Source organism: Luteimonas sp. MC1750, assembly GCF_016615955.1.
Lineage (GTDB): Bacteria > Pseudomonadota > Gammaproteobacteria > Xanthomonadales > Xanthomonadaceae > Luteimonas.
This window is the reverse complement of sequence record NZ_CP067113.1, coordinates 2356124-2379754: the sequence shown is the minus strand read 5'-3', so window position 1 is coordinate 2379754 and position 23631 is coordinate 2356124. Positions and strand designations below refer to the sequence as shown.

Genomic DNA, 23631 nt, shown 5'->3' with positions numbered 1-23631 from the left:
CAGCTGGCGGGAACCCCGCCAGCTGCCGATTGTCTTTGAAGAGTCCGAACAACGGTGACAGGCCCATGATCCGCAGCCATTTCCTGACCAGCATCGTCCTCGCAGCCGCGGTGACGCTGGCCGCGCCGCCGGCAGCCGCGCAGCGCGCGAGCCTCGCCGAGCGCGTCGCCTCGCTCGAATCGCAGGCCGCGAACAACCAGGGCAATATCGACCTGCTCAACCAGCTGACCGCCCTGCGCGAGGAAGTCCGCGCGCTGCGCGGCCAGGTGGAGGAGCTGCAGCAGCAGAACCAGGCGCTGGAAACCAGCGTCCGCAACCAGTATCTCGACGTTGACGACCGCCTGAACCGGCTCGAGGGCGGCGCGCCCGTCGCGGCCCCGGTCGGGGCGGCGCCTGCTCCCGCTCCCGTTGCAAAGGCCCCGGCCGCCGCGACCGAGCGCGCGCCCGCGGTGTTCGGCGATGCCGGCCTGCTGGCTAACGCCGCCGACGAGCGCGGCGCATACGAGACCGCCTTCGCCGCCCTGCGAGCCGGCGACTACGCCAAGTCCGCGACCCTGTTCAGCGAGTTCCTGAGCCTGTATCCGACCGGGTCGTATGCGCCCAACGCCACCTACTGGCTGGGCGAGAGTTATTACGTGACGCAGGACTACGGCAATGCCCAGGCGCGGTTCCGCGCGCTGCTCGAGCGCTGGCCGACGCACGACAAGGCACCGGGCGCCCTGCTCAAGGTCGGGCTCTCGCAGTACGGGCAGCGCGACCTGGTGGCGGCCGAAGCCACCCTGGTGCGCGTGACCGAGCAGTACCCCGGCACCGATGCGGCGCGCACCGCGGACGACCGCCTGCGCTCGATCCAGCTCAACAGCCTGCGCTGACCCCCGCGGGGGCCTCCGCGCGCCGGCCGGCACGCGGCCGCACGGTACAATTCCCGCCATGGATACCCCTGTCGCCGGCTCCGGCGCGGCCGCTGCCGCGGTGCCGGACCGTCTCCGCATTACCGAGATCTTCCTGTCGCTCCAGGGCGAGGCGCGCGACGCCGGCTGGCCGACGGTCTTCGTGCGCCTGACCGGCTGCCCCTTGCGCTGCCGCTACTGCGATACCGCGTACGCCTTCCACGGCGGTGAATGGCGCGATGTCGACGCCATCCTGGCCGAGGTCGCCGGGCACGGCGTGCGCCATGTCTGCGTGACCGGCGGCGAGCCGCTGGCGCAGAAGCGCTGCCTCGGCCTGCTGGCGCGCCTGTGCGTTGCCGGCCACATCGTTTCGCTGGAGACCTCGGGCGCGCTCGACATCGCCGACGTCGATCCGCGCGTCTCGCGCGTGCTCGACATCAAGACCCCCGGTTCCGGCGAGGAGGCCCGCAACCTGTGGAGCAACCTCGCCCTGCTGGCGCCGCACGACCAGGTCAAGTTCGTGATCTGCAGCCGCGCCGACTACGACTGGGCCCGCGGCGTAGTGGCCGCGCACGCGATACACCAGCGCTGCGACGTGCTGTTCTCGCCCAGCAAGTCCGAGGTCGACCCGCGGGCACTGGCCGACTGGATCGTCGCCGACCGCCTGCCGGTCCGCTTCCAGATGCAGCTGCACAAGCTGCTCTGGGACGACGCGCCCGGGCGCTGACATGAAGAACGCAGTCGTCCTCGTCTCCGGCGGCATGGATTCCGCCGTCGTCCTCGCGATCGCCCGCGAGCAGGGCTTTGCCGTGCACGCGCTGAGCGTGGCCTATGGCCAGCGGCATACCTCGGAGCTCGAGGCCGCGGCCACGCTGGCCTCGGCGCAGGGCGCACTTGCGCACAAGACCGTCAGCGTGGACCTGCGCGCGATCGGGGGCTCCGCGCTGACCGCCGACATCGACGTGCCCGAGCCCGGCAGCGCCGGCGTCCCGGTGACCTACGTGCCGGCGCGCAACACCATCATGCTGTCGATCGCGCTGGGCTGGGCCGAAGTGCTGGACGCGGCCGACATCTTCTGCGGCGTCAACGCGGTGGACTATTCCGGCTACCCGGACTGCCGCCCGGAGTTCATCGAAGCCTTCGAGCGGCTGGCCAACCTGGCCACGCAGACCGGCGTCGAAGGCGCCGGGATCCGCATCCACGCGCCCCTGCAGCACATGTCCAAGGCCGACATCGTGCGTGAGGGCCTGCGCCTGGGCGTCGACTTCGCGCAGACCGTGTCCTGCTACAGCGCCGATGCATCGGGCCGCGCCTGCGGCCACTGCGATGCCTGCGCCCTCCGGGCCGAAGGCTTCGGCGGGGCCGGCGTTGCCGACCCGACGCGCTACGTGGGCTGAGGGTCCGGATCGGCGTCGGCCCGGCGATGCAGGCAGGCCGGCTCACCGTCTGCGCGGCGCAGCCGCCGCAGCGGATCGATCTCGAGGCCGACGCGCAGCGAGCGGCCGATGCGCGCGGCGGTATCGAAGACATGCCGGGCCTGCGCGGGCGGGAGCACGTCGCGCGCGGTGCGATCCCACAGCGCCAGCCAGCGCGCGAAGTGCTGGTCGTCCAGGCCAAGCGGCCGGTGCGCGGACATCGGATTGCCGCGGTAGCTGCCGGCGCGCAGCAGCACCGAGCACCAGAAGCGGACGAGCGTCTCCAGATGCGCGTCCCAGTCGTCGATGGCCGCCTCGAACACCGGGCCCAGCAGCCAGTCGTGCCACGCGCGGGCATAGAACGCGTGCACCAGGCGGGTGATGCCGGCCTCGTCGGGCAGGTGGGCGTGGGGCAGCGCCGGGGATGGGTCTTGCACAACCATGGCGCCGAGTATGGGCACCCGACGCTGCACCACGCCTTGACCCGGGTCAGGCGCTGCGACTGCCCGGACGGCGTGACATAATCCGCTGTCCCGTGGGCCGTTAGCTCAGTCGGTAGAGCATCGGACTTTTAATCCGCTGGTCGATGGTTCGAATCCATCACGGCCCACCATCCTGGTCCCGCGGCGTGCATCGCGCTCGCCACGGCGTCGTCATATGACCACCTCGCCATCCTCCTTGGCGAAGGGACGGTCGACCGGCGGCAGGATGTCGAGCACGATCTCCGAGGGCCGGCACAGGCGGGTGCCCAGCGGCGTCTCGACGAAGGGCCGGTTGATCAGGACCGGGTTCGCCAGCATCGCATCGAGCAGGTGCTCGTCCGACAGGGATGCATCCTCCAGCCCGAGCTCGAGGTAGGGCGTGCCCTTCTGGCGCAGCGCGTCACGCACGTCCAGGCCAGCGGCGGCGATCAGCGCGGCCAGGCGTTCGCGCGTGGGCGGCGCCACCAGGTATTCGATGACCTCCGGTTCGATGCCGGCGTGGCGGATCAGCGCCAGGGTGTTGCGCGAAGTGCCGCAGGAGGGGTTGTGGTAGATCGTCGCCTTCATGGATGGGTCCTCGTCCGTGGTCAGGTGGCGCCGCAGGATGCGGCCAGGGCCGCGGCGGCGGCGTCACCCTTGCGTTCGCTGTAGCGGCTGGTCAGGTAGTCGCTGCGGTCGCGCACCAGGAGGGTGAACTTGACCAGCTCCTCCATGACGTCCACGACCCGGTCGTAATAGGGCGAGGGCTTCATCCGGCCCTCGCCGTCGAACTCCTGCCATGCCTTGGGCACGGAAGACTGGTTCGGGATGGTCACCATGCGCATCCATCGGCCGAGCACCCGCAGGGCATTGACCACGTTGAACGACTGCGAGCCGCCGCAGACCTGCATGACCGCCAGGGTCCGGCCCTGGGTCGGGCGCAGGCTGCCGATTTCCAGCGGCAGCCAGTCGATCTGGTTCTTGAACACGGCGGTGACGCTGCCGTGGCGTTCCGGGCTGACCCAGACCTGGCCTTCGGACCATTGCGACAGCGCGCGCAGCTCCTGCACCTTGGGGTGGTCCGCGTCGACGGTGTCGAGCAGCGGCAGGTCGCGCGGATCGAAGACCCGGACGTCGGCCCCGAAGTGGCGCAGCAGGTGCCCGGCTTCGAGCGCGAGCTTGCGGCTGTAGGACTGGGGCCGGAGCGAACCGTAGAGGATCAGGATCCGCGGCGGGTGGCTTGCGCCATCCACGCCCAGCTTGCCGGCTGTTGGAACATCGGCCAACGCGGAGGCCAGGTTGGGGAGGTCGCCCTGCGCGCCGCAGGTTGCTTCGTCGGATTTCATTCCAGTATTCTAGAAAGATGGAACTGACCAATGCAAGCACCGCGCTGGCCGCGCTCGGGCATCCCACCCGCCTGTCCGTCTTCCGCCTGCTGGTGGAGGCAGGGCTCGAGGGCACCACGCCCGGCCAGATCGCCGATGCCCTGGCGCTGCCCGGTGCCACGCTGTCCTTCCACCTCAAGGAGCTCACCTCGGCCGGGCTGATCGGCGGCGAGGCGCACGGGCGGAGCATCATCTACCGCGCCGACTTCGATGCCATGAATGGCCTTATCGGCTTCCTGACCCGCAACTGCTGTGGCGGCGATGCGAGCCGGTGCCTGCCTGCCGCCCGACCGTCGCGCAAGCGGACCCCCACCGTGCGCGAGGCCTGAGCCGTGCTGCCTGCGCTGCTGATCTTCGTCGCCACCATCGTCCTGGTCATCTGGCAGCCGAAGGGCCTGGGAGTCGGCTGGAGTGCCTCGTTCGGCGCGGCGCTGGCGTTGCTGACCGGCGTGGTCGGCGTGTCCGACATTCCCATCGTCTGGGGCTTCGTGTGGAACGCCACCTTCACCTTCGTGGCAGTGATCCTGATCAGCCTGGTACTCGACGAGGCGGGATTCTTCGAATGGGCGGCGCTGCACGTCGCGCGCTGGGGCGGCGGAAGCGGACGCAGGCTGTTCGTCTACCTGGTGCTGCTGGGCGCGGCCGTGTCGGCGCTGTTCGCCAACGACGGCGCGGCCCTGATCCTGACGCCGATCGTGATCGCGATGCTGCTCGCCCTGAAGTTCAGCCCCGCCGCCACCCTGGCCTTCGTGATGGGCGCGGGCTTCATCGCGGACACCGCGAGCCTGCCGCTGGTCGTCTCCAACCTGGTCAACATCGTGTCGGCGGATTATTTCGACATCGGTTTCGGTGCCTACGCCTCGGTCATGTTTCCGGTGAACCTGGTCTCGGTGGCCGCCACCCTGGCCGTGCTGCTGTGGTTCTTCCGCCGCGACATCCCGGCGACCTACGACGCCACCCAGCTGCGCGCGCCGGCCTCCGCGATCGTCGACCGCGCCACCTTCAACGCCGGCTGGATCGTGCTCGCGCTGCTGCTGGTCGGATTCTTCGGACTGGAACGGCTGGGCGTGCCGATCAGCGCGGTGGCGGGCGCCGGCGCGCTGGCGCTGCTCGCCGTGGCCGCCAGGGGACACAGGATCTCGACCCGCAAGGTGGTGCGTGAAGCACCCTGGCAGATCGTGGTGTTCTCGCTCGGCATGTACCTCGTCGTCTACGGCCTCCGGAACGCCGGGCTGACCGGCCACCTGGCCGGCCTGCTGGACGGGTTCGCCGGACACGGCCTGTGGGCGGCGACCTTCGGCACCGGCCTGCTGACCGCGTTCCTGTCCTCGGTGATGAACAACCTGCCGACCGTGCTGGTGGGTGCGCTGTCCATCGACGCCAGCCAGGCCGAAGGCACGATCCGCGAGGCGATGCTCTACGCCAACGTCATCGGCAGCGACCTGGGTCCGAAGTTCACCCCGATCGGCAGTCTGGCCACCCTGCTGTGGCTGCACGTGCTGGCGCGCAAGGGCATCCGGATCACCTGGGGCTACTACTTCAGGGTGGGCGTGGTCCTGACCCTGCCGGTGCTGCTGGCGACGCTGGCGGCGCTGGCGCTGCGGCTCGCCTGACCCTCGCGATCACCCCTCCCTGACGCCACCGCGCCGAGGATCGGGCGGACCCCCGAGGAGAACACGGATGAACGCCACCCACCGGCCGCGACTGGCCCGACTCACGCCCCTGCCCCTGGCCGTGCTGGTCCTGGCCGCCTGCGCGCAAAGCGGTGACGTGCGCGAACGCGCGGGCGTCGACGCAGGCAGTGGCTCCGGCGCGGCCGCCGTCCTCAGCGACTGGTCGGATGATGCCCCCGGCGCGATGCGGCACATCCGCGCCGCCGACATTCCGGCACCGGCCATGGGCATGGATCCGGAAGGTTCGGTGGCGGGCAACGTGGAGGTGGTCGCGCCACCGGCCGGGACGCTGCCCAAGGTGCCCGCCGGCTTCAGCGCCGAGGTGTTCGCGAGCGGCTTCAAGCAGCCGCGCACCCTTCGTGCGGCGCCCAATGGCGACATCTTCCTCGCCGAGAGCGGGGCGGGGCGCGTGCTCGTGTTCCGCAAGGGGCAGGGCGGAACCGCGACGCCCGAGGTGTTTGCCACCGGCCTGGACCGGCCCTACGGAATCGCCTTCGTGCCGGCGACCAACCCGACCCACGTCTACGTCGCCGCGGCCGACCAGGTGGTGCGCTACCCGTACCGCAGCGGCGAAGCCAAGGCCCCCGGCCCGGCCGAGGTGATCATCGCCGGCATCCCGACCAAGCGGCACTGGACCCGCGACCTTGCGGTCTCCGCCGATGGCGAGCGCCTGTTCCTTTCGGTCGGCTCGGCCTCCAATCTCGGCGTTGCCGGAATGCCGGCGATGACGCCGGCGCAGATCCGCGCGCATGAAGCGACCGATGGCCTCGGCGCGGCCTGGGGCGAGGAGAAGGACCGCGGCGTGGTGCGCGTCTTCGACCGCGACGGCAAGCGCGTGCAGAACTACGCCACCGGGCTGCGCAATTGCTCGGGCATGGCGGTGCAGCCGGGCACCGGCAACCTCTGGTGCGTCGTCAACGAGCGCGACCACCTGGGTCCCAACGTCACTCCGGACTTCATGGTGCGCATCGAGGAGGGCTCCTTCCACGGCTGGCCCTGGTTCTATCTCGATGGCCGCGAGGACCCGGCGCGGGCCGGGCAGCGGCCCGACCTCGCGGGCAAGGTGACGGCGCCCGACGTGCTGTTCCAGGCACATTCCTCCGCGCTCAGCGTGGCCTTCCATGACGGCCGGGGATTCCCGGCCGACTACCGCGGCGATGCCTTCGTGGCCCTGCACGGCTCGCACAGCCGGCCCGACATCACCGGCTACAAGGTGGTGCGCGTGCCCATGTCCAATGGCCGTCCGTCCGGGGCCTACGAGGACTTCATGACCGGCTTCGTGCTGGACAACGGCCGGGTCTGGGGCCGCCCGGCCGGCGTTGCGGTCGACTCGGAGGGCGCCCTGCTGGTGAGTGACGACGCCAATGGCACGATCTTCCGCGTGACGCATGGCGGGGGAACGGCGCGCTGAAGCGTTGCAGGCGGGTGTGCCAGGCCGCCGGGTGATGCGCGGGGCGGCTCAGGCCGCCTCGGCCTCCGACACCACGTCCAGGACCTCGTCGCCGTAACGCTCGATCTTGCCGGCGCCGATGCCGCCGATCAGCGCCAGGTCGCCCGGCGTGCGCGGGCGCAGCCGGGCGATCTCGCGCAGCGTGGCGTCGTGGAAGATCACATAGGGCGGCACGCCCTGTTCGCGGGCCAGGCGCGTGCGCAGCGCGCGCAGCGATTCGAACAGCGGCTGGTCTGCGCGGGGCACCTCCACGACCGTCCGCGCCCGCGTTTCGCCGTCGCGCCCGCGGCCGCGCGCCGTGCGCGGCGCTTCCTTGCGCAGCAGGACCTCCCGACGGCCCTGCAGCACCTCGCGGCTGTCGGCGGTGAGGCGCAGGCCGCCGTAGCCTTCGGTATCCACTTCCAGGAGGCCCGCCGCGACCAGCTGCCGGAATACCCCGCGCCAGGCGCGTGCGTCGAGGTCGGTGCCGATGCCATAGGTGCTGATGCCGTCGTGGCCGAACTGGCGGATCCGCTCGGACTCCGAGCCGCGCAGCACGTCGATCAGGTGGGCGGCGCCGAAGCGCTGGCCGGTGCGGTAGACGCAGGACAGCGCCTTTTGCGCCGCCACCGTGGCGTCCCAGGTCTCCGGCGGATGCAGGCAGTTGTCGCAGTTGCCGCAGGGCTCGCCGGCGCCCCGGCCGGCATAGTCCTCGCCGAAGTTGGCCAGCAGCACCTGGCGCCGGCAGCGCGTGGTTTCGCAGTAGCCCACCAGGGCATCGAGCTTGCGGTGCTCCAGGCGCTTGCGATCCTCGCCCGCCTCGGACTGGTCGATCATCTGACGCAGCAGCACCACGTCGCCCAGGCCGTGGCACATCCAGGCCTCGGCCGGATCCCCGTCGCGGCCGGCGCGGCCGGTCTCCTGGTAGTAGCCCTCGATCGACTTCGGCAGGTCCATGTGCGCCACGAAGCGCACGTCCGGCTTGTCGATGCCCATGCCGAAGGCGATCGTCGCCGCCATCACCACGCCGTCCTCGAGCAGGAAGCGGCGCTGGTTGGCGGCGCGCACCGAGGCGTCCAGCCCGGCGTGGTAGGGCAGGGCGTCGACGCCGGCCTCGACCAGCAGGGCCGCGGTCTTTTCCACCTTGTTGCGCGACAGGCAGTAGACGATGCCGGCCTCACCACGGTGGCCGGCGATGAAGTCCAGCAGCTGGCGGTTGCCGCTGTCCTTGTTGACCACGGTGTAGCGGATGTTGGGGCGGTCGAACGAGCTGGTGAAGCGCTGCGCGCCTTCGAGCTGCAGGCGCTCGGCGATCTCGCGCTGGGTCGGCGGATCGGCGGTGGCGGTGAGCGCGATCCGCGGCACCTGCGGCCAGCGTTCGTGCAGCACGGTGAGCTCGCGGTACTCGCGGCGGAAATCGTGGCCCCACTGCGAGACGCAGTGCGCCTCGTCGATCGCGAACAGCGCGATCCGGCTGGCATCCAGCAGCGACATGAAGCGCGCGGTCAGCAGCCTCTCGGGCGCCACGTAGAGCAGGTCGAGGGTGCCTTCGCGCAGCTCGCGCTCGACCGCCGCGGCTTCGGCGCCTTCCAGCGTGGAGTTGAGGAAGGCCGCGCGCACGCCGAGCTGGCGCAGGGCTTCGACCTGGTCCTGCATCAGCGCGATCAGCGGCGACACGACCACCGCGGTGCCCTCGCGCAGCAGGGCCGGCACCTGGTAGCACAGCGACTTGCCGCCACCGGTGGGCATCAGCACCAGGGCGTCGCCGCCGTCGGCCACGTGCCGGATGATCGCGGCCTGGTCGCCACGGAAGGTCTCGTGGCCGAAGACCTGCTGCAGGATGCGGTGTGCGGCGTCGCTCATCCTGCAAGGATACCGGGCGCGCGTCTCAGCCCCCGGAATGCGAACGCCCGACGCGTGGTCGGGCGTTGCGCGGCGGGGCTGCCGGGAAAACCCGGCCCTTGGGCCTTACTGCAGCAGCGAGCGCAGCATCCAGGCGTTCTTCTCGTGCACGTGCAGGCGCTGGGTCAGCAGGTCGACCGTCGGGTCGTCGCCGGCATCGTCGGCGTTCGACAGCGCGCGGCGCGCGGTGCGGCAAACCGCCTCGTTGCCCTCGACCAGCTGGCGGACCATGTCGCGCCAGTCCGGTGCCTCGGTCAGGCCGGGCTCCTCGGTGATCGACGACAGGCGGATGAACTCGGCATACGAACCCGGGGCGTTGTAGCCCAGCGCGCGGATGCGCTCGGCGGTTTCGTCCAGCGCGTTCCACTGCTCGGTGTACTGCTCCATGAACATGGCATGCAGCGAGTTGAACATCGGCCCGGTCACGTTCCAGTGGAAGTTGTGCGTCTTCAGGTACAGCGTGAAGCTGTCGGACAGGAATTGCCCCAGGTCCTGCGAGATCGCCTTGCGATCGCGGTCGCTGATCCCGATATCGACGCCCGGGGCCATCGAGGTGCGGGCGGGAGAGGCCGCGGGCATCGCTTCCTTGGGGTTGCTGGCGCTGCCCTTCTTCGGCTTCGCCGCGGTTTTCGGATTGCTCTTGGTCTTGGCCATCACTGTGTCCTTTCTGTTTGACGCGCGACAATGGGCGCGATGGGTGAGGGAGTCTCAAGGGCCGGCTACGGCGCACGTGCATGAATGAACTGGAGTCTAGTCCCCTGAATGCAAGCCCTGCGTCAAGGCGCGCGGGCCGGCGCGCGATCGACGATGCGCTGGCTCGCGACCGAGGGCGGCTGCTCGGACTGTGGCGGCGCTGGGACCAGGCGGCAGGCGATGCGCTGCGTCAGACCGCGTTCGAGGACGCGCTGGCGCGCTCGCTGGCGCAGCGCGAGGCGCGTGCGCAGCGGCTGCCGCGGGCCGAGGTCGACCCGACGCTGCCGATCGCCACGGAAGCCGGGCGCATCGTCGAGCTGCTGCTCGCGCACCAGGTGGTCGTCGTTGCCGGCGAAACCGGCTCCGGCAAGACCACCCAGCTGCCCAAGCTGTGCCTGGCCGCGGGCCGCGGTGCCGCGGGCATGATCGGCTGCACCCAGCCGCGCCGCATCGCCGCGCGCGCGGTTGCGCGCCGCGTGGCCGAGGAGCTGCAGGTGCCGCTGGGCGGGGCCGTGGGCTACCAGGTGCGCTTCAGCGAGAACGTCGGCGAGCAGACCGCGATCAAGTTCATGACCGACGGCATCCTGCTGGCGGAGATCCAGTCCGACCGCTGGCTGTCGCGCTACGACACCCTGATCATCGACGAGGCGCACGAGCGCAGCCTCAATATCGACTTCCTGCTCGGCTACCTGAAGCAGCTGCTGGCGCGGCGCACCGACCTGAAGCTGGTGGTGACGTCGGCGACGATCGACACCGCGCGTTTCTCCGCGCATTTCAACGATGCACCGGTGGTCAACGTGGAAGGCCGCGGCTATCCGGTCGAGACGCGCTACCGTCCGCTCGACGGCAGCGCCGGCGGTGATGGCGACGGCGACGATGGCGCGCTGTCGACCACCGACGGCATCGTCGCCGCCTGCGACGAGATCATCCTGGGTAGAGGCAGCCTGGGTGGAGGCAGCCTGCGCGGCGGAAGCGGCATGGGCGGCGACGTGCTGGTGTTCCTGCCCGGCGAGCGCGAGATCCGCGACGCGCACCGCGCGCTCGAGGGTCGCAAGTACCGCCATACCGAGGTGTTGCCGCTGTACGCGCGCCTGTCGGTGCGCGACCAGGACCGGGTGTTCAACCCGGGGTCGCCGCGGCGCATCGTGCTCGCGACCAACGTGGCCGAAACCTCGCTGACAGTGCCGCGCATCCATTACGTGGTCGATCCGGGGCTGGCGCGGGTCAAGCGCTACAGCCCGCGGCAGAAGCTCGATCGCCTGCACCTCGAGCCAATCAGCCAGGCCAGCGCCAACCAGCGCGCCGGGCGCTGCGGCCGCATTGCGCCGGGCGTCTGCTACCGGTTGTACGACGAGCCCGATTTCGCCGCGCGTCCGGAGTTCACCGATCCCGAGATCCGCCGCGCCGCGCTGGCCGGCGTGATCCTGCGCATGCTGTCGCTGGGTCTGGGGGCCATTGAAGATTTCCCGTTCCTCGAGCCGCCCGACGCGCGCGCCATTGCCGACGGCTGGCAGCAGCTGGCCGAACTGGGCGCGGTGGACACGGCGCGCAAGCTCACCGCGCACGGCCAGGCGATGGCGAAGCTGCCGGTGGACGTGAAGCTCGCGCGCATGCTGGTGGCCGCGAACGCGCACCGCTGCCTGCGCGAGATGCTGGTGATCGCGAGCTTCCTCGGCATCCAGGATCCGCGCGAGCGCCCCGCCGACCAGCGCGGCGCGGCCGACGCCGCACATGCCGCGTTCCGGGACCCGAAGTCGGAGTTCGTGGCCATCCTGCGCCTGTGGGAGGCCTATCGCGTCGCGCACCAGGACCTGACCCAGTCGCAGCTGCGCAAGTGGTGCGAGCGCAACTTCCTGGGCTTCCTGCGCATGCGCGAGTGGCGTGAGCTGCATCGCCAGCTGAAGCTGCAGTGCGAGGGCTTGGGCTGGAGCGAAGAAGATCGGGCCGGGGACGTGCTGTTCGCCGCGTCCGGTGACGATGCGCCGGCGCAGGCGGCTGTCGGAGCGCCGTCCGTGCAGGATGCGCCGGCTCCCCGACGGCGCCGGCGCGGGGGCCGCGGCCAAGGCCAAGGCCAAGTCCAAGGCCACCGCGACGGCGTGCCGGCCAGCCCGGACAAGGACGCGGCCGCCCAGGCACGCGATCTCTACCAGAGCGTCCACCGCGCGCTGCTGGCCGGGCTGCCGACCCAGGTCGGCCACGTGCTGCCCGAGCGCGACAAGCGCCGCCAGGCCAGCTACGAAGGTCCGCGCGGGCGCCGTTTCCAGCTGTTCCCCGGCTCGACCCTGGGCTCGCGGCCGCCGCCATGGCTGCTCACGGCGACGCTCCTCGACACCGAGAAGGTCTGGGCGCTGACCAATGCCGCGATCGAGCCGGAGTGGGTCGAAGCCGAGCTGCCGCACCTCCTTTCGCGGCGCCACTTCGATCCGCGCTGGTCGCGGAAGCAGGGGCGCGTGGTCGGCAGCGAGCAGGTCGGCCTGTTCGGCCTGGTGCTGGCGGCCGCGCGGCCGTTCCACTACGGCGCGCATTATCCGGAGGAGGCGCGCGAACTGTTCCTGCGCGACGGCCTGGTGGCCGGCGAGATCAACCTGCGCGCCGACGTCGTCGCCCGCAACCGCCGCACGCTGGAGTCGGCCGAAGAGGAAGAGGCCAAGCAGCGCCGCACCGGGCTGGTCGTCGATGAGGACTGGATGCTGCGCTGGTACCGCGACCGCATCCCGGCGGAGATCACCAGCGCACAGGCCCTCGACGCCTGGTACGCGGGGCTGCCGAAAGAGCAGCGCCGCGCGCTGCAGTGGACGCGCGACGACCTGCTGGTCGCCGACGGCAGCGATGCCGAACGGTTCCCGGCGTACTTCCCCCTGGGCGACGCGCGGCTGGCGCTGCACTACCGCTTCGAGCCGGGCGCGCCCGACGACGGCATGACGGTGGTGGTGCCGCTGCACCTGCTCAACGCCATGGATGGACCGCGGCTGGGCTGGCTCGCCCCGGGCTTCGTGCAGGAAAAGGCCACGGCACTGCTGCGCGGCCTGCCCAAGGCGCTGCGCCGCAACTTCGTGCCGGCGCCGGACTTCGCGCGCGCGTTCGCCGAGGCGCACGGCACGGCCGAGGCTGCGACCGACAGCATCACCGGCGCGCTGGCACGCTTCCTCAAGCGCATGACCGGCGTCGAGCTGGCCGCCACCGACTTCGACGAATCGACGCTGGAGCCGCACCTGCTGGCCAACCTGCGCCTGCTCGACGCCGATGGCCGCAGCGTGCTCGCGGAGTCGCGTGCGCTCGACGCGCTGCGCGCGCGATTCGGCGCGCGGGCGTCCGAGGCCTTCGCCGCGCACGCCGCGGCCGGGCTCGCGCGCGAGGCGCTGACCGCCTTCCCGGGCACCGCCATCCCGGTCTCGGTTCCCGGGGCCGGCGGCGTGCCCGCGTTCCCCGCGCTGCAGGACGACGGCGGCAGCGTGTCGCTCGACGTGCATGCCGACCGCGCCGAGGCCGAGCGCCTGCATCCGGGCGGCGTGCGCCGGCTGCTCGCCATCGCGCTGTCCGACCGCATCCGCCACGCGCGCCGGCAGCTGCCGGTGCAGCCCAAGACCGCGCTGTTGTATGCCGCCATCGAGTCCACCGCGCCCCGCGAGGCCGGCGGAAGCCGCCCGGCCGACACCCTGCGCGAAGACCTGGTGGACGGGGCGTTTGCCGCGCTCACGGCCGATGGCCTCGCCGACGTGCGTGATCCCGCGGCCTTCGCGGCCCTCGTCGACGCCGTTGGCAAGGCCCTGTTCCCCGAAGCCATGCGCCGCCTGCAGCAGGCCGAGGGAATCCTGGCCCAGGTGGCCGAGGTGCGCGCCGCGCTCGAAGGCAGGCTGATGGGCTGGGCGCGCGGCAACCTCGACGACCTGCAGGCCCAGCTGGCGGCGCTGGTCCCGGCCGGATTCCTGCGCGACGTGCCGGCCGACGTCCTGGCCTCCTACCCGCGCTACCTGAAGGCGATGGCGGTGCGCGCCGGGCGCGCGCTCAACGATCCCTCGCGCGACCAGCAGCGCATGCTCGAGCTGAAGCCGTTCGCCGATGCGCTGGCCCGCGCGCGGGCAGACGGCCGCGCCGAGGAGCCCGGCTGGCAGGCGCTGCGCTGGGAGCTGGAGGAGCTGCGCGTGCAGCTCTTCGCCCAGGAGCTGGGGGCGAAGGGCGGCGTGTCGCCGAAGAAGCTGGCGGCGCGGCTGTCCGCGCTTACTTGACGCGTTCGACCTTGGCGCGGGTGTTGGAGCCCTCGACCGCCATGTACCAGGCGTTGCCGACCAGGCTCGGGGTGATCCGCACCGTGGGAGCCTCGCGGCGGACGCCGGCCAGGCTGGCGCCATCGATCTGGCGCCAGACCTGGCCGTTGTCGAGCGTGTACTCGCGGCCGCGGGCAAAGCCGCTGAAGGTGCCGGCGATGCGTCCGGTCACCGGCTCGCTGGAGCCGAAGCTCAGGAAGCCGCGGTTCTCGTCCTCGACCTTGCGCTTGGCGGTGGCGGCGGCCTTCTCCGTCTCGCCCTCGATGGTGCGGCCCAGCCAGGCGTTGAGGCGCGCGAGTTGCGCCGCGTCGAGCTGGTCAAGCCCGGTGGCCTTGAACTCCTCCGGCGTCATCCTGGATTCGATCGGCTGCTGCTGGGCAAGCGCCGGCGCGGCGGCCACGAGCAGGGCGGCAAGGAGGAGGCGGCGTACCGGCATGGCGGCTGTTCCCGATTGCGAGGTCGGGCTAGTGTAGACCGTCCCATCCCCCGTTCTGGCAGTGGCTGCACGTGGTCGACAACGTGGACATCGAGGACCTGCTGGCGCGTCCCGCGCTGCGCACCCTGCCGCCGCCGGTCGCAGCCCTGCTGCGCGTGGCCGCCGCCGACGGTCCGGCGCCGTGCATCGACCCCGCGGGCGTGCTCGAGGACACGCTGGATGCGCTGGCCCTGCTGGATGCCGACGGCGAAGTGATGGCCGCCGCCATCCTGCACGCGGTGCCCGCGTGGGGCGCACGCCATGGCGCGCCCGCGCAGGGTCCCGGAGCGGCGATCCCGGCCCTGCTCGAGGGCCAGGAGGCCGCCAACCAGGTCTGGGCGCTGCACGCGGAGCAGGCCGCCGCCCGCGGCCACGAAGGCCTGCGCAGGCTGCTGCTGGCCCTGGTGCGCGACCTGCGGGTGGTGCTGGTGCTGCTGGCGCGGCAGCTGGCGCGGATGCGCGCGGCCACCGCGCTGCCCGACGACCAGCGCAAGGCGCTGGCGCGGCTCACCCGCGACATCCATGCCCCGCTGGCCAACCGGCTCGGCATCTGGCAGCTCAAGTGGGAGCTGGAAGACCTCGCCTTCCGCCACCTCGAGCCCGACACCTACCGGCGCATCGCCAAGCTGCTCGACGACAAGCGCGCAGGGCGCGAGCGCTACATCGCCGGCGTCACCGGCCTGCTGGGCGATGCGCTGCGTGCCGCGGGCATCGGGGGCGACATCGCCGGCCGTCCCAAGCACATCCACAGCATCTGGAAGAAGATGCAGAAGAAGGACGTGCCGATCGGCGAGCTCTACGACCTGCGCGCGGTGCGCGTGCTGGTCGACGACGTCCAGGCCTGCTATGCGGCGCTGGGCGTGGTGCATGCGCTGTGGACCCCGGTGCCCGGCGAGTTCGACGACTACATCGCGCGGCCGAAGAACAACGACTACCGCTCGCTGCACACCGCCGTGGTCGGCCCGGAGGGCAAGACGCTGGAGGTGCAGATCCGCACCCGCGAGATGCACGAGCAGGCCGAGCGCGGCGTGGCCGCGCACTGGCGCTACAAGGAGTCGGGTGGTTCGCAGCGCTCCGCCGCCGGCGAGGCCGCGGTCAACCGCAAGATCGAATGGATGCGCAACCTGCTCGAGGCCACCGCCGAGGGCGCCGACAGCGGCGATGGCGCGCTGGCCGGCGCCTTCGACACCGAGCTGCTGGAAGACCGGATCTATGCGCTGACGCCCAGGGGCGAGGTGATCGACCTGCCGCGCGGTTCGACGCCGCTGGATTTCGCCTACCGCGTGCACACCGAGGTCGGCCACCGCTGCCGCGGCGCCAAGGTCGACGGCCGCATCGTGCCGCTGGACCACGTGCTGCGCTCGGGCGACCGCGTCGAGATCCTCACCGGCAAGGTTTCGGAGCCGCGCCGCGACTGGCTGATGGCGACCAGCGGCTACCTCGCCAGCCCGCGCTCGCGCGAGAAGGTGCGCGCCTGGTTCCACAAGCTCGACCGCGCGCGCAACCTGCAGGACGGCCGCGAACTGCTCGACCGCGAGCTCAAGCGCGTGGGCCTGGGCCAGGCCGAGCTGGCGCCAGTGCTGAAGCGCTTCAACGTCGAGGCCGCCGACGACCTGCACGTGCTGGTCGCGCTGGGCGACGTCGGCCCGCACCAGGTGGCGCGCGCGCTGGCCGAACACGAGCGCGCACAGCGCGACGCCGCTGCAGGTCCGGCCGGGGACGAGGTGATTGCCCTGCGTGCGCCCAGGCGCCTGCGCCGGGTCGGCAGCCAGGACTTCACCGTCGTCGGCGTCGACAACCTGCTGGTGCAGATCGCGCGCTGCTGCCAGCCGCTGCCCGGCGAGGCGATCGCCGGCTACCTGACCCGGGCGCGCGGCATCACCGTGCATCGCGCCGACTGCGCGGCGTTCGCACGCCTGGCGGCGCGCGAGCCGCAGCGCGTGCTGCCGGTCGAGTGGGGCGCATCGGGTGGCGGTCACGAGGCTTCGGTGGTGCTGGACGCGGTCGACCGCAAGCACCTGCTCAAGGACGTGACCAACCTGATCGCCCAGGAGGACGCCCACGTGCTGTCGATCGACGGCGGTGGCGCGGGGCGCAGCCAGGGCCGGGTGCAGCTGCGGCTGGCGCTGCGCGTGGCCGACTTCGGCCAGCTCTCGCGCCTGCTGGGGCGGCTGGAGGCGCTGCCCGGGGTGGAGCGCGCGCAACGCGCCTGAGCCACGCGTTCACCGTGGCCGCCTTATGCTGCCGCGCGTGAACTCACCCCGGCACCTCGATCCTTTCCCCGAGCCACCCAGCGCCGGCGCCATCCTGCGCTGGCTCGCGGCGCTGCCGGTGCGCCTGGGCATGGTCCGCCACTGGCGCTGGTGGCTGATCGGCTCGATGCTCGCGATCGTGCTGCTGGCGGTGCTGCGCGCGCCGATCGGGGCGCTGCTGTGGCCGCAGACGCGGGCCCAGGCCCTGCGCGCCGACGCCGGGCAGGCGCTGGCCGAGGGCCGCCTCACGGCCGCCGACGGCAGCGGTGCGCGCGAGCTGTTCGAAGCAGCGCTGGCCATGGATCCCGACCGGGCCGAAGCCCGCCAGGGGCTGGCGCAGGTGGCGCTGGCCGCGCTGGAGCAGGCGCGCATCGCCCTGGCCGGGGACCGCTTCGACGATGCCCGGCGGAACCTCGCGCTCGCCCGCGCGCTGTCGGTGCCGCGCGCGGAAGCCGATGCCCTGGCCGATGCGCTGCGCCAGCGCGAGGCCGGGCACGCCGGCGTCGACGGCCTGTTCGCGCATGCCGAGGACGCGCATGCGCAGGGCCGCCTGGACGGCGGCGTCGGCAGCGCCCTGCCGCTGTACGCGCATGTGCTCGCGCTCGAACCGGCGCATGCCGGCGCGCTGCGCGGGCGCGAGGACGCGCTGGCCGAGCTGCTGGCGCAGGCGCGCGAGGCGCTGCGTGCCGGCGATGTGGTCGACGCCGCGCGCCTGGTCGCGACGGTGCGCACCTACGACCCCGGTCACGTCGACCTGCCCGACACGCTGGCGCGCCTGATGGAGGAGGCCAGGCTCGATGACGAGGGCCTCGCGCGCCTGCTGGCCGGCGAAGGCCAGGCGGTGCGCGCCGATCCCCGCGGCGTGGCCGCGGCGGCGGGCGGCGGCGCGGGAATCGACGCCGGCGAGCGCGCGCGGCGCGTGCGCGCGCTGCTGGCCCAGGCGGACGCCGCGCTGTCCGCGGGAAACCTCGTCGATGCCACCGGCAGCGGCGCGGCGGACAGGGTCGCCGCGGCGCGGGTGCTCGATCCCGCTTCGGCGGACGTGGCCGCGGCGGCCCTGCGCCTGCTGCCGCTGGTCCGCGAGTGCCATCTGCTCGAGCTGCGCAGCAACAGCCTGCGCCGCGCCGGCATGTGCCTGGAGGCGCGCGAGGCGCTCGGCGACGACACGGGCGAGCTGTCCATGGCCCGTCGCCAGCTGGCCGAACGCTGGCTGGCGGTCGGCGACGAGCGGCTGGGCGCGGGCGAGATCGCCAACGCACGCAGCGCGCTGGCGGCCGCGCGGGTGGCCGATCCGCTGGTGCCCGGCCTGTCCGACTTCGAGCTGCGCGTGCGCGCGGCGGCGGCGGCGCACCGGATGGAGTGACCGGAACCGGTCGACGAAGGCCGGTCGAAGAGGACCTCAGTCGAAGAACACGCGGCGCACGACCTCGCGCGCGGCGTTGGCCGAGAAGTGCCGCGCGACGTTCTCCAGGCCGTTGGCGGCCAGCTGCTCCCACAGTCCCCGGTCGCCGTAGGCGCGGACGACGGCCTCGGCGAAGCCCTGCGCATCGTCGGCCACCAGGACGTCATGGCCATCGACCAGGTGCATGCCTTCGGCGGCGCAGGACGTGGCGACCACCGGCTGCCCGTGCGCCATGCTGAGGTTGACCTTGCCCTTGACCCCGGCGCCATAGCGCAGCGGCGCCACCGCGAGCCGGCAGCCATCCATGTAGGGCGTGATGTCTGGCACGTAGCCGTGCACCAGCACGCCGGGCGCGTCGGCCAGCGCCGCGACCTCCGGCGGCACGTCGGCCCCGATGCAGTGCAGGCGCACGCCGGGAAGCCGCTCGCGGATCCGCGGCAGCACGTCGCCGACGAACCAGCGCATCGCGTCGACGTTGGGCGGATGGCGGAATCCGCCGACGAAGACCAGGTCGTTGCGCGCGTCGAAGGCCAGCCCGGGCCCCGCCACCTCGTGCACGTTCGACAGCACGTCCACGCGTGCGCCGGGCGCGTCGGCCCCGAGGACGTCGCGCTCGACGCTGCTGACCACCAGGGTGGTATCGGCCGCGGCGATCACGCCGAGCTCGCGCCGCCGGGTACGCTCGGCGGCGCGGGCCATGGTGGCATCGGCGGTGACTTCGGCGGTGCGCGTCTCGCGCAGGTAGTGCAGGTCGATGCTGTCGAACACCAGCCTGGCCTGGGGCGCGTGCCGGCGCAGCAGCGGCAGGAATTCGCTGGCGACGTAGTGGCGGCAGACCATGGCGACGTCGAAGCGCGGCCCGTGTTCCGCCAGCCATGCGGGTGCGCGCGCACCGTGCGGCGCGCACCAGACTTCCACCCCGAGCTGGCGCAGGGCGTCGGTATAGCGGCCGTCGTAGTGGCGGTTGGCCGGCAGGAAGACCACGTGCGCGCCTTCGCGGCGCAGCAGCCGCATCAGGTTGCACAGCCGCACCGAGCCCGAATCGCGATCGGGCTGCGGGGTCAGCGCGTCGATCACCAGGACCTGGCGCTGCCCCGCGTGCAGGGTCGCCGGCGACGGCTCGTGCGGCGGGCGCAGGCGCGCGAGCGCCTCGCGGCGGTGCGCCAGGAAGACCTCGCGGTTGCGCAGCTGGTTGGCCTTGACGCCGCTGGAGGTGTCGGTGCCGGAACTGGTGCCTTCGTCGTGCACGACCCGCGCCGCCGGCTGGTAGAGCACGCGGCGGCCCGCCGCGCGCACGGCGAAGGCCATGTCGGTGTCTTCGTAGTAGGCCGGCGCGTAGCGCGTGTCGAAGCCGCCGAGCCCGAGGAAGAGCGCGCGCGGCAGGGCGATGGCCGCGCCGCTGGCGTAGTCGACGTCGCGCAGGTAGGCGTAGCGCGGATCGGCGGGATCGCCGAAGCGGCCATAGTTCCAGGCGTTGCCGTCGCAGAACACCACGCCGCCGGCCTCCTGCAGGCGGCCGTCGGGATACAGGAGCTGGGCACCGACCAGGCCCGCATCCGGGTGTTCGCGGAAGGTGGCGACCAGCGCATCCAGCCATCCGGGCTGCGGCACGGTGTCGTTGTTGAGCAGCAACAGGAACTCGCCCCGCGCCAGCGCGGCACCGTCATTGCAGGCGGCGATGAATCCGCCGTTGCTGGCGCGGCGGTGGTAGCGCAGGCCGTCCACCTGCGGCAGCGACTCCGGCGTCGCGTCGCTCGAGCCGTCGTCGACCACGATGACCTCGAAGGCGACCTCCGGCGGATGCGCGGCCAGCGCGCGCAGGCAAGCGAGGGTGTGGTCGAACTGGCCGTAGACCGGGATCACCACGCTGGCCACCGGCTGGTCGCTGGTCGGCAGCGCGAAGGGCGCGAATGGCGTCGCGGGCGGCAGGTACAGGCCGTCGCGCAGCGCCTGCGAAGGCGGCACCAGCTGGGCACGCGCACGCTCCCAGCTCGCGCGCATGCCGCGGGTGCGCAGGCTGAGCAGCGTGCGATGGGCCAGGCCTGCGGCGCGTGCGAGGAGGAAGCGCGCGTCGGCGAGCGTGTAGGGCATCCAGCGACAACTCCGGCTGAAGATCAGGGCGTGCGGGCTCCGGGCGGCGACGGGCGCTGGGCTAGACTCCGCACGATTCCGGGCATTCTCGCATCCCGGCACCCCGCCGGAGGCTCCGGCGCTCCCGCATCCACGGCCGCCGAGCCCACATGGCACGCATCGATTACGACGAAGACGACCACGACGACGCCGCCGGCAGCCCACGCCGCGACTGGCGTCGCACGCTGCTGACCTGGGTGCTGGCTGCCGCCGGACTCGGCCTCGGTTTCCTCGTTCCCTACATGCTGTACCTGAACCACCAGGTCGGCGAACGCTTCGGCCAGCTGCAGTGGCAGGTGCCCACGCGCGTGTACGCACGGCCGCTGGAACTCGTGCCCGGCGTGGCGATGGATGCGCGCGCGCTGCGGCTCGAGCTGGAAGCCGCCGGCTATCGCGAGGGCGACGGACAGCGACCCGGTACCTGGGCCAGCGACGACGGCCGCTGGACCATCGCCAGCCGCGGCTTCACCGACGTCGGCGGCGAAGTGCCGGCCAGCCGCGTCGAGGTGCAGCTGGCCAAGGGCACGGTGGCCAGGATGCGCGACCTGGCCGGCGGCCGCGACGCGGCGCGCGTGCGCCTGGATCCCGCGCGCATCGCCACGCTCTACGGTCGCCAGCAGGAAGAGCGCCGCCTGGTGCGCGTGCAGGAGGTCCCGCAGCAGCTCACCGACGCATTGCAGGCGGTCGAGGACCGCGACTTCGCTCATCACCACGGCATCGACGTGCGCGGCATCGCGCGTGCGGCCTGGGTCAACCTGAAGGCCGGCGAGGCCCGCCAGGGCGCCAGCACGCTGACCCAGCAGCTCGCGCGCAGCGGCCTGCTCGGCATCGGCCGCGAGCAGACCTGGACCCGCAAGGTCAACGAAGTGCTGTACGCGCTGATCATCGAGGCGCGCTACGGCAAGGGCGTGATCCTCGAGGCCTACCTCAACCAGGTCTACCTCGGGCAGCGCGGCAACCAGGCCATCCGCGGGGTGGCCGCGGGCGCCGAGTACTGGTTCGGGCGCCAGCTCGACGACCTCTCCACCGAGCAGGTGGCGCTGATGGTGGGCATCATCCGCGGCCCGTCGCACTACGATCCGCGCCGCCATCCGGAGCGGGCCAAGACGCGCCGCGACTTCGTGCTCGGCGAGATGCTCGAAACCGGCCTCATCGACCAGGCCACCCACGACCGCGCCGTGGCCGCGCCGCTGGGCGTGACCAGCGCACCGGGCAGCATCGCCGCCAACCGCTTCCCGGCCTATATCGACGTGGTCCGCCGCCACCTCGCGAGCGACTACTCCTCCGACGAGCTGCAGGGCGCGGGGCTGGTGGTGATGACCGCGATGGCGCCGTCGGCGCAGGCCTATGCGGAAAGCGCAGTCACCAGGACGCTGGGCGCGCTCGACAGCAGCAAGCGGCCCGCGCTCGAGGCCGGCATGGTGCTGACCGACGTGCACAGCGGCCAGGTGGTCGCGGTGGTCGGCAGCCGCGACTTCGCCATGCCCGGCTTCAACCGCGCGATCGAGGCCCACCGGCCGGTCGGCTCGCTGCTCAAGCCCTTCGTCTATCTGCTCGCGCTCGCGCTGCCCGACCGCTACTCGCTGGCGAGCTGGGTCGACGATTCGCCGGTGACCGTGACCCTGCAGAACGGCAAGCGCTGGACCCCCGGCAATTCCGACGGCAAGAGCCACGGCAGCGTGCGCCTGATCGACGCGCTGGCGCGCTCCTACAACCAGGCGACGGTGCGCGTGGGCATGGCGATGCGTCCCGAGCGGCTGGCACAGCTGATCCAGCAGCTGGCCGGGATCGAGGCGGTGGCCAACCCGGCGCTGATCCTGGGTTCGGTCGACCAGACGCCGTATGCGATGGCCCAGCTGTACCAGTTCCTGGCCTCGGACGGCGAGATCCAGCCGCTGTACACCGTGCGCGGCGTGCTCGACCCGGAAGGCCGCGTGCTCAACCGCTACGACAAGGCGCCCCGGCAGCCCGAGGACGGCGACCGCACCGCGGCGCGGCTGGTGACCGTGGCGCTGCAGCACGCGGTCAGCTCGGGCACCGGACGGCAGCTGGTGAACGATGGCCTCGGCCGGCTGGACTCGGCCGGCAAGACCGGCACCAGCAACGACGGCCGCGACAGCTGGTACGCCGGCTGGACCGGCGACCACCTGGCCGTGGTCTGGGTGGGCAACGACCGCAACGAGCAGACCGGGCTGTATGGCGCCACCGGTGCGATGCGCGTGTGGTCGGCGACCTTCGCGCGCCTGCCCAGCGCGCCGCTGCGCGTGGATGCCAAGGGGCTGGAGTGGACCTGGGTGGTGGCCGGCCACAGCACCGACGCCGGGTGCGCCGGCGCGCGGCGCTTCGCATTCGCCGAGGGTTTCGCGCCGCCGTGGCAGCCCTGCGTGATCGCGCCTCCGCCGGCGGAAGACGCCTCCGGTGGCGGATGGCGCGAGTGGTTCGGCTTCGGCAGCGGCCGCGATCCGGCCACCGAGCCGCCGCCGCAGCCCGTCACCGGTGATCCGGCGAACCAGCCGCCACCGCCGCCCCAGGACATCGAGCCATGACACGCCTTGAAGCCAGCCGCCGTGCGCGCATCCTGCGCGCCGCGCCCGCCGCCCTCGCGCTTGCGCTCGCGGCCTGCGCCAGCGCGCCCCTGTCTCCGGCCACGCCGCCGCTGACCACGGCCACGCCGGCGCAGATGGTCGCGTACATCCGCGCCACGGCCGGCGACGGCGAAGGCGAGCTCGACGTGCAGCCGCTGCGCGACAGCCAGGTCGAAGACCTGCGTCAGCGCGCCGATCGCCTCCAGGAGCAGGGCCACCATGCCGACGCCGCGGCGGCGCTGGACCAGGCCATTGCCCTGGTCGACGACGATCCGGCGCTGCTGCAGGAGCGCGCCGAGGTGGCGATCCTGCTGGGCGACACCGCCCGGGCAGGCGAGCTGGCGGCTCGCGCGCAGGCGCTGGGCTCCGGTGTCGGACCGCTGTGCCGTCGCCACCAGGCGACGCTGGAGCAGGCGGCGCTTGCCCGCGGCGATGCCGAGGCGGCGGCCGTTGCCAAGGCCGCGATCGAGGCCTGCCGGGTCGCGCCGCCGCCGCGCTGGTGAGGCGCGGGGCTCGCGCGGCGCCAAGGCCGACAGCCGCGCGCGTCAACCGGCGACCCCGCCGGTCGCGGTTTGCAGCGATCATGGCGGCCTGATGAGCCCTTCCGGATCCACCGCGGCCGTGCCCGCCGTTCCCGATCACCCCGCCCACGACCCGGCCACAGCGGGCTCCGG

18 protein-coding genes and 1 tRNA gene are annotated in these 23631 nt (G+C 72.5%); 12 read left to right on the top strand and 7 right to left on the bottom strand.

Annotation, left to right across the window (positions count from 1 at the left end):
* The first annotated feature begins 65 nt into the window (after positions 1–65).
* Genes ybgF through queC form a run of 3 tightly spaced genes read left to right on the top strand, consistent with a single transcriptional unit; the run spans position 66 to position 2287 of the window.
* Complete coding sequence (gene ybgF, locus JGR68_RS11165; RefSeq protein WP_199362765.1) at positions 66–872, top strand: tol-pal system protein YbgF; 807 nt, start codon at positions 66–68, stop codon at positions 870–872.
* A gap of 58 nt (positions 873–930) precedes the next feature.
* Positions 931–1617, top strand: coding sequence for a 7-carboxy-7-deazaguanine synthase QueE (queE, locus tag JGR68_RS11160; protein WP_199362766.1), 687 nt, complete (start codon positions 931–933; stop codon positions 1615–1617).
* A 1-nt stretch (position 1618) separates the two neighbouring features.
* A complete protein-coding gene (gene queC, locus JGR68_RS11155) occupies positions 1619–2287 on the top strand; it encodes a 7-cyano-7-deazaguanine synthase QueC (RefSeq protein ID WP_199362767.1) in 669 nt (222 codons plus the stop codon).
* Here queC and JGR68_RS11150 read toward each other — a convergent pair.
* On the bottom strand, positions 2275–2748 hold the full coding sequence (locus JGR68_RS11150; RefSeq protein WP_199362768.1) for a group III truncated hemoglobin: 474 nt from the start codon (positions 2746–2748) through the stop codon (positions 2275–2277). The two genes, queC and JGR68_RS11150, sit on opposite strands and share 13 nt — an antisense overlap.
* A 94-nt stretch (positions 2749–2842) precedes the next feature.
* Here JGR68_RS11150 and JGR68_RS11145 point away from each other — a divergent pair.
* A tRNA-Lys gene (locus JGR68_RS11145) sits at positions 2843–2918 on the top strand.
* A 40-nt stretch (positions 2919–2958) separates the two neighbouring features.
* Here JGR68_RS11145 and arsC read toward each other — a convergent pair.
* Positions 2959–3354 carry an arsenate reductase (glutaredoxin) gene (gene arsC / locus JGR68_RS11140; protein ID WP_199362769.1) on the bottom strand — a complete coding sequence of 132 codons (396 nt, stop codon included), beginning with the start codon at positions 3352–3354 and terminating at the stop codon, positions 2959–2961.
* Positions 3355–3374: 20 nt separating this feature from the next.
* Complete coding sequence (arsH, locus tag JGR68_RS11135; protein WP_199362770.1) at positions 3375–4112, bottom strand: arsenical resistance protein ArsH; 738 nt, start codon at positions 4110–4112, stop codon at positions 3375–3377.
* Between the two features lie 17 nt (positions 4113–4129).
* Between arsH and JGR68_RS11130 the strand changes: the two genes are divergently transcribed.
* The 3 genes from JGR68_RS11130 (at position 4130) to JGR68_RS11120 (ending at position 7235) form a co-directional block, all read left to right on the top strand.
* Entirely contained in the window at positions 4130–4480 is a 351-nt protein-coding gene (locus tag JGR68_RS11130; RefSeq protein ID WP_199362771.1) for a metalloregulator ArsR/SmtB family transcription factor, read from the top strand.
* A gap of 3 nt (positions 4481–4483) precedes the next feature.
* On the top strand, positions 4484–5764 hold the full coding sequence (locus JGR68_RS11125) for an arsenic transporter (RefSeq protein ID WP_199362772.1): 1281 nt from the start codon (positions 4484–4486) through the stop codon (positions 5762–5764).
* Positions 5765–5831: 67 nt separating this feature from the next.
* Positions 5832–7235, top strand: a complete 1404-nt coding sequence (locus JGR68_RS11120) for a PQQ-dependent sugar dehydrogenase (protein ID WP_199362773.1) — start codon at positions 5832–5834, stop codon at positions 7233–7235.
* Positions 7236–7283: 48 nt separating this feature from the next.
* Here the strand turns inward: JGR68_RS11120 and recQ are convergent, their stop codons facing one another.
* Together recQ and JGR68_RS11110 are read right to left on the bottom strand one after the other, a co-directional pair.
* Positions 7284–9116: a DNA helicase RecQ gene (gene recQ, locus JGR68_RS11115; protein ID WP_199362774.1), complete on the bottom strand. Its 1833-nt coding sequence runs from the start codon at positions 9114–9116 to the stop codon at positions 7284–7286.
* Between the two features lie 105 nt (positions 9117–9221).
* Positions 9222–9734: a Dps family protein gene (locus JGR68_RS11110; protein WP_234446649.1), complete on the bottom strand. Its 513-nt coding sequence runs from the start codon at positions 9732–9734 to the stop codon at positions 9222–9224.
* Between the two features lie 155 nt (positions 9735–9889).
* Here JGR68_RS11110 and hrpA point away from each other — a divergent pair, with 155 nt between their 5' ends.
* Positions 9890–14074, top strand: a complete 4185-nt coding sequence (hrpA, locus tag JGR68_RS11105) for an ATP-dependent RNA helicase HrpA (protein WP_199362777.1) — start codon at positions 9890–9892, stop codon at positions 14072–14074.
* Here the strand turns inward: hrpA and JGR68_RS11100 are convergent.
* A complete protein-coding gene (locus JGR68_RS11100; RefSeq protein WP_199362779.1) occupies positions 14067–14549 on the bottom strand; it encodes a hypothetical protein in 483 nt (160 codons plus the stop codon). The two genes, hrpA and JGR68_RS11100, sit on opposite strands and share 8 nt — an antisense overlap.
* A 71-nt stretch (positions 14550–14620) precedes the next feature.
* On the opposite strand from JGR68_RS11100, the gene JGR68_RS11095 reads away from it, so the two are divergent.
* Both JGR68_RS11095 and JGR68_RS11090 read left to right on the top strand, forming a co-directional pair.
* Positions 14621–16801 (top strand): RelA/SpoT family protein, encoded by a 2181-nt coding sequence (locus tag JGR68_RS11095; protein ID WP_234446504.1) that lies wholly within the window; start codon positions 14621–14623, stop codon positions 16799–16801.
* A gap of 37 nt (positions 16802–16838) precedes the next feature.
* The gene (locus JGR68_RS11090; RefSeq protein WP_199362781.1) at positions 16839–18203 is read left to right on the top strand and encodes a hypothetical protein; all 1365 of its coding nucleotides are present in this window, start codon (positions 16839–16841) and stop codon (positions 18201–18203) included.
* 36 nt (positions 18204–18239) lie between these two features.
* Here JGR68_RS11090 and JGR68_RS11085 read toward each other — a convergent pair whose 3' ends face one another.
* A complete protein-coding gene (locus JGR68_RS11085; RefSeq protein ID WP_199362783.1) occupies positions 18240–20333 on the bottom strand; it encodes a glycosyltransferase in 2094 nt (697 codons plus the stop codon).
* 149 nt (positions 20334–20482) lie between these two features.
* On the opposite strand from JGR68_RS11085, the gene mrcB reads away from it, so the two are divergent.
* On the top strand, positions 20483–22918 hold the full coding sequence (mrcB, locus tag JGR68_RS11080; RefSeq protein WP_199362786.1) for a penicillin-binding protein 1B: 2436 nt from the start codon (positions 20483–20485) through the stop codon (positions 22916–22918).
* Positions 22915–23460, top strand: a complete 546-nt coding sequence (locus JGR68_RS11075; RefSeq protein ID WP_234446503.1) for a hypothetical protein — start codon at positions 22915–22917, stop codon at positions 23458–23460. Before mrcB ends, JGR68_RS11075 begins: the two co-directional genes overlap by 4 nt.
* Positions 23461–23631 lie beyond the last annotated feature (171 nt).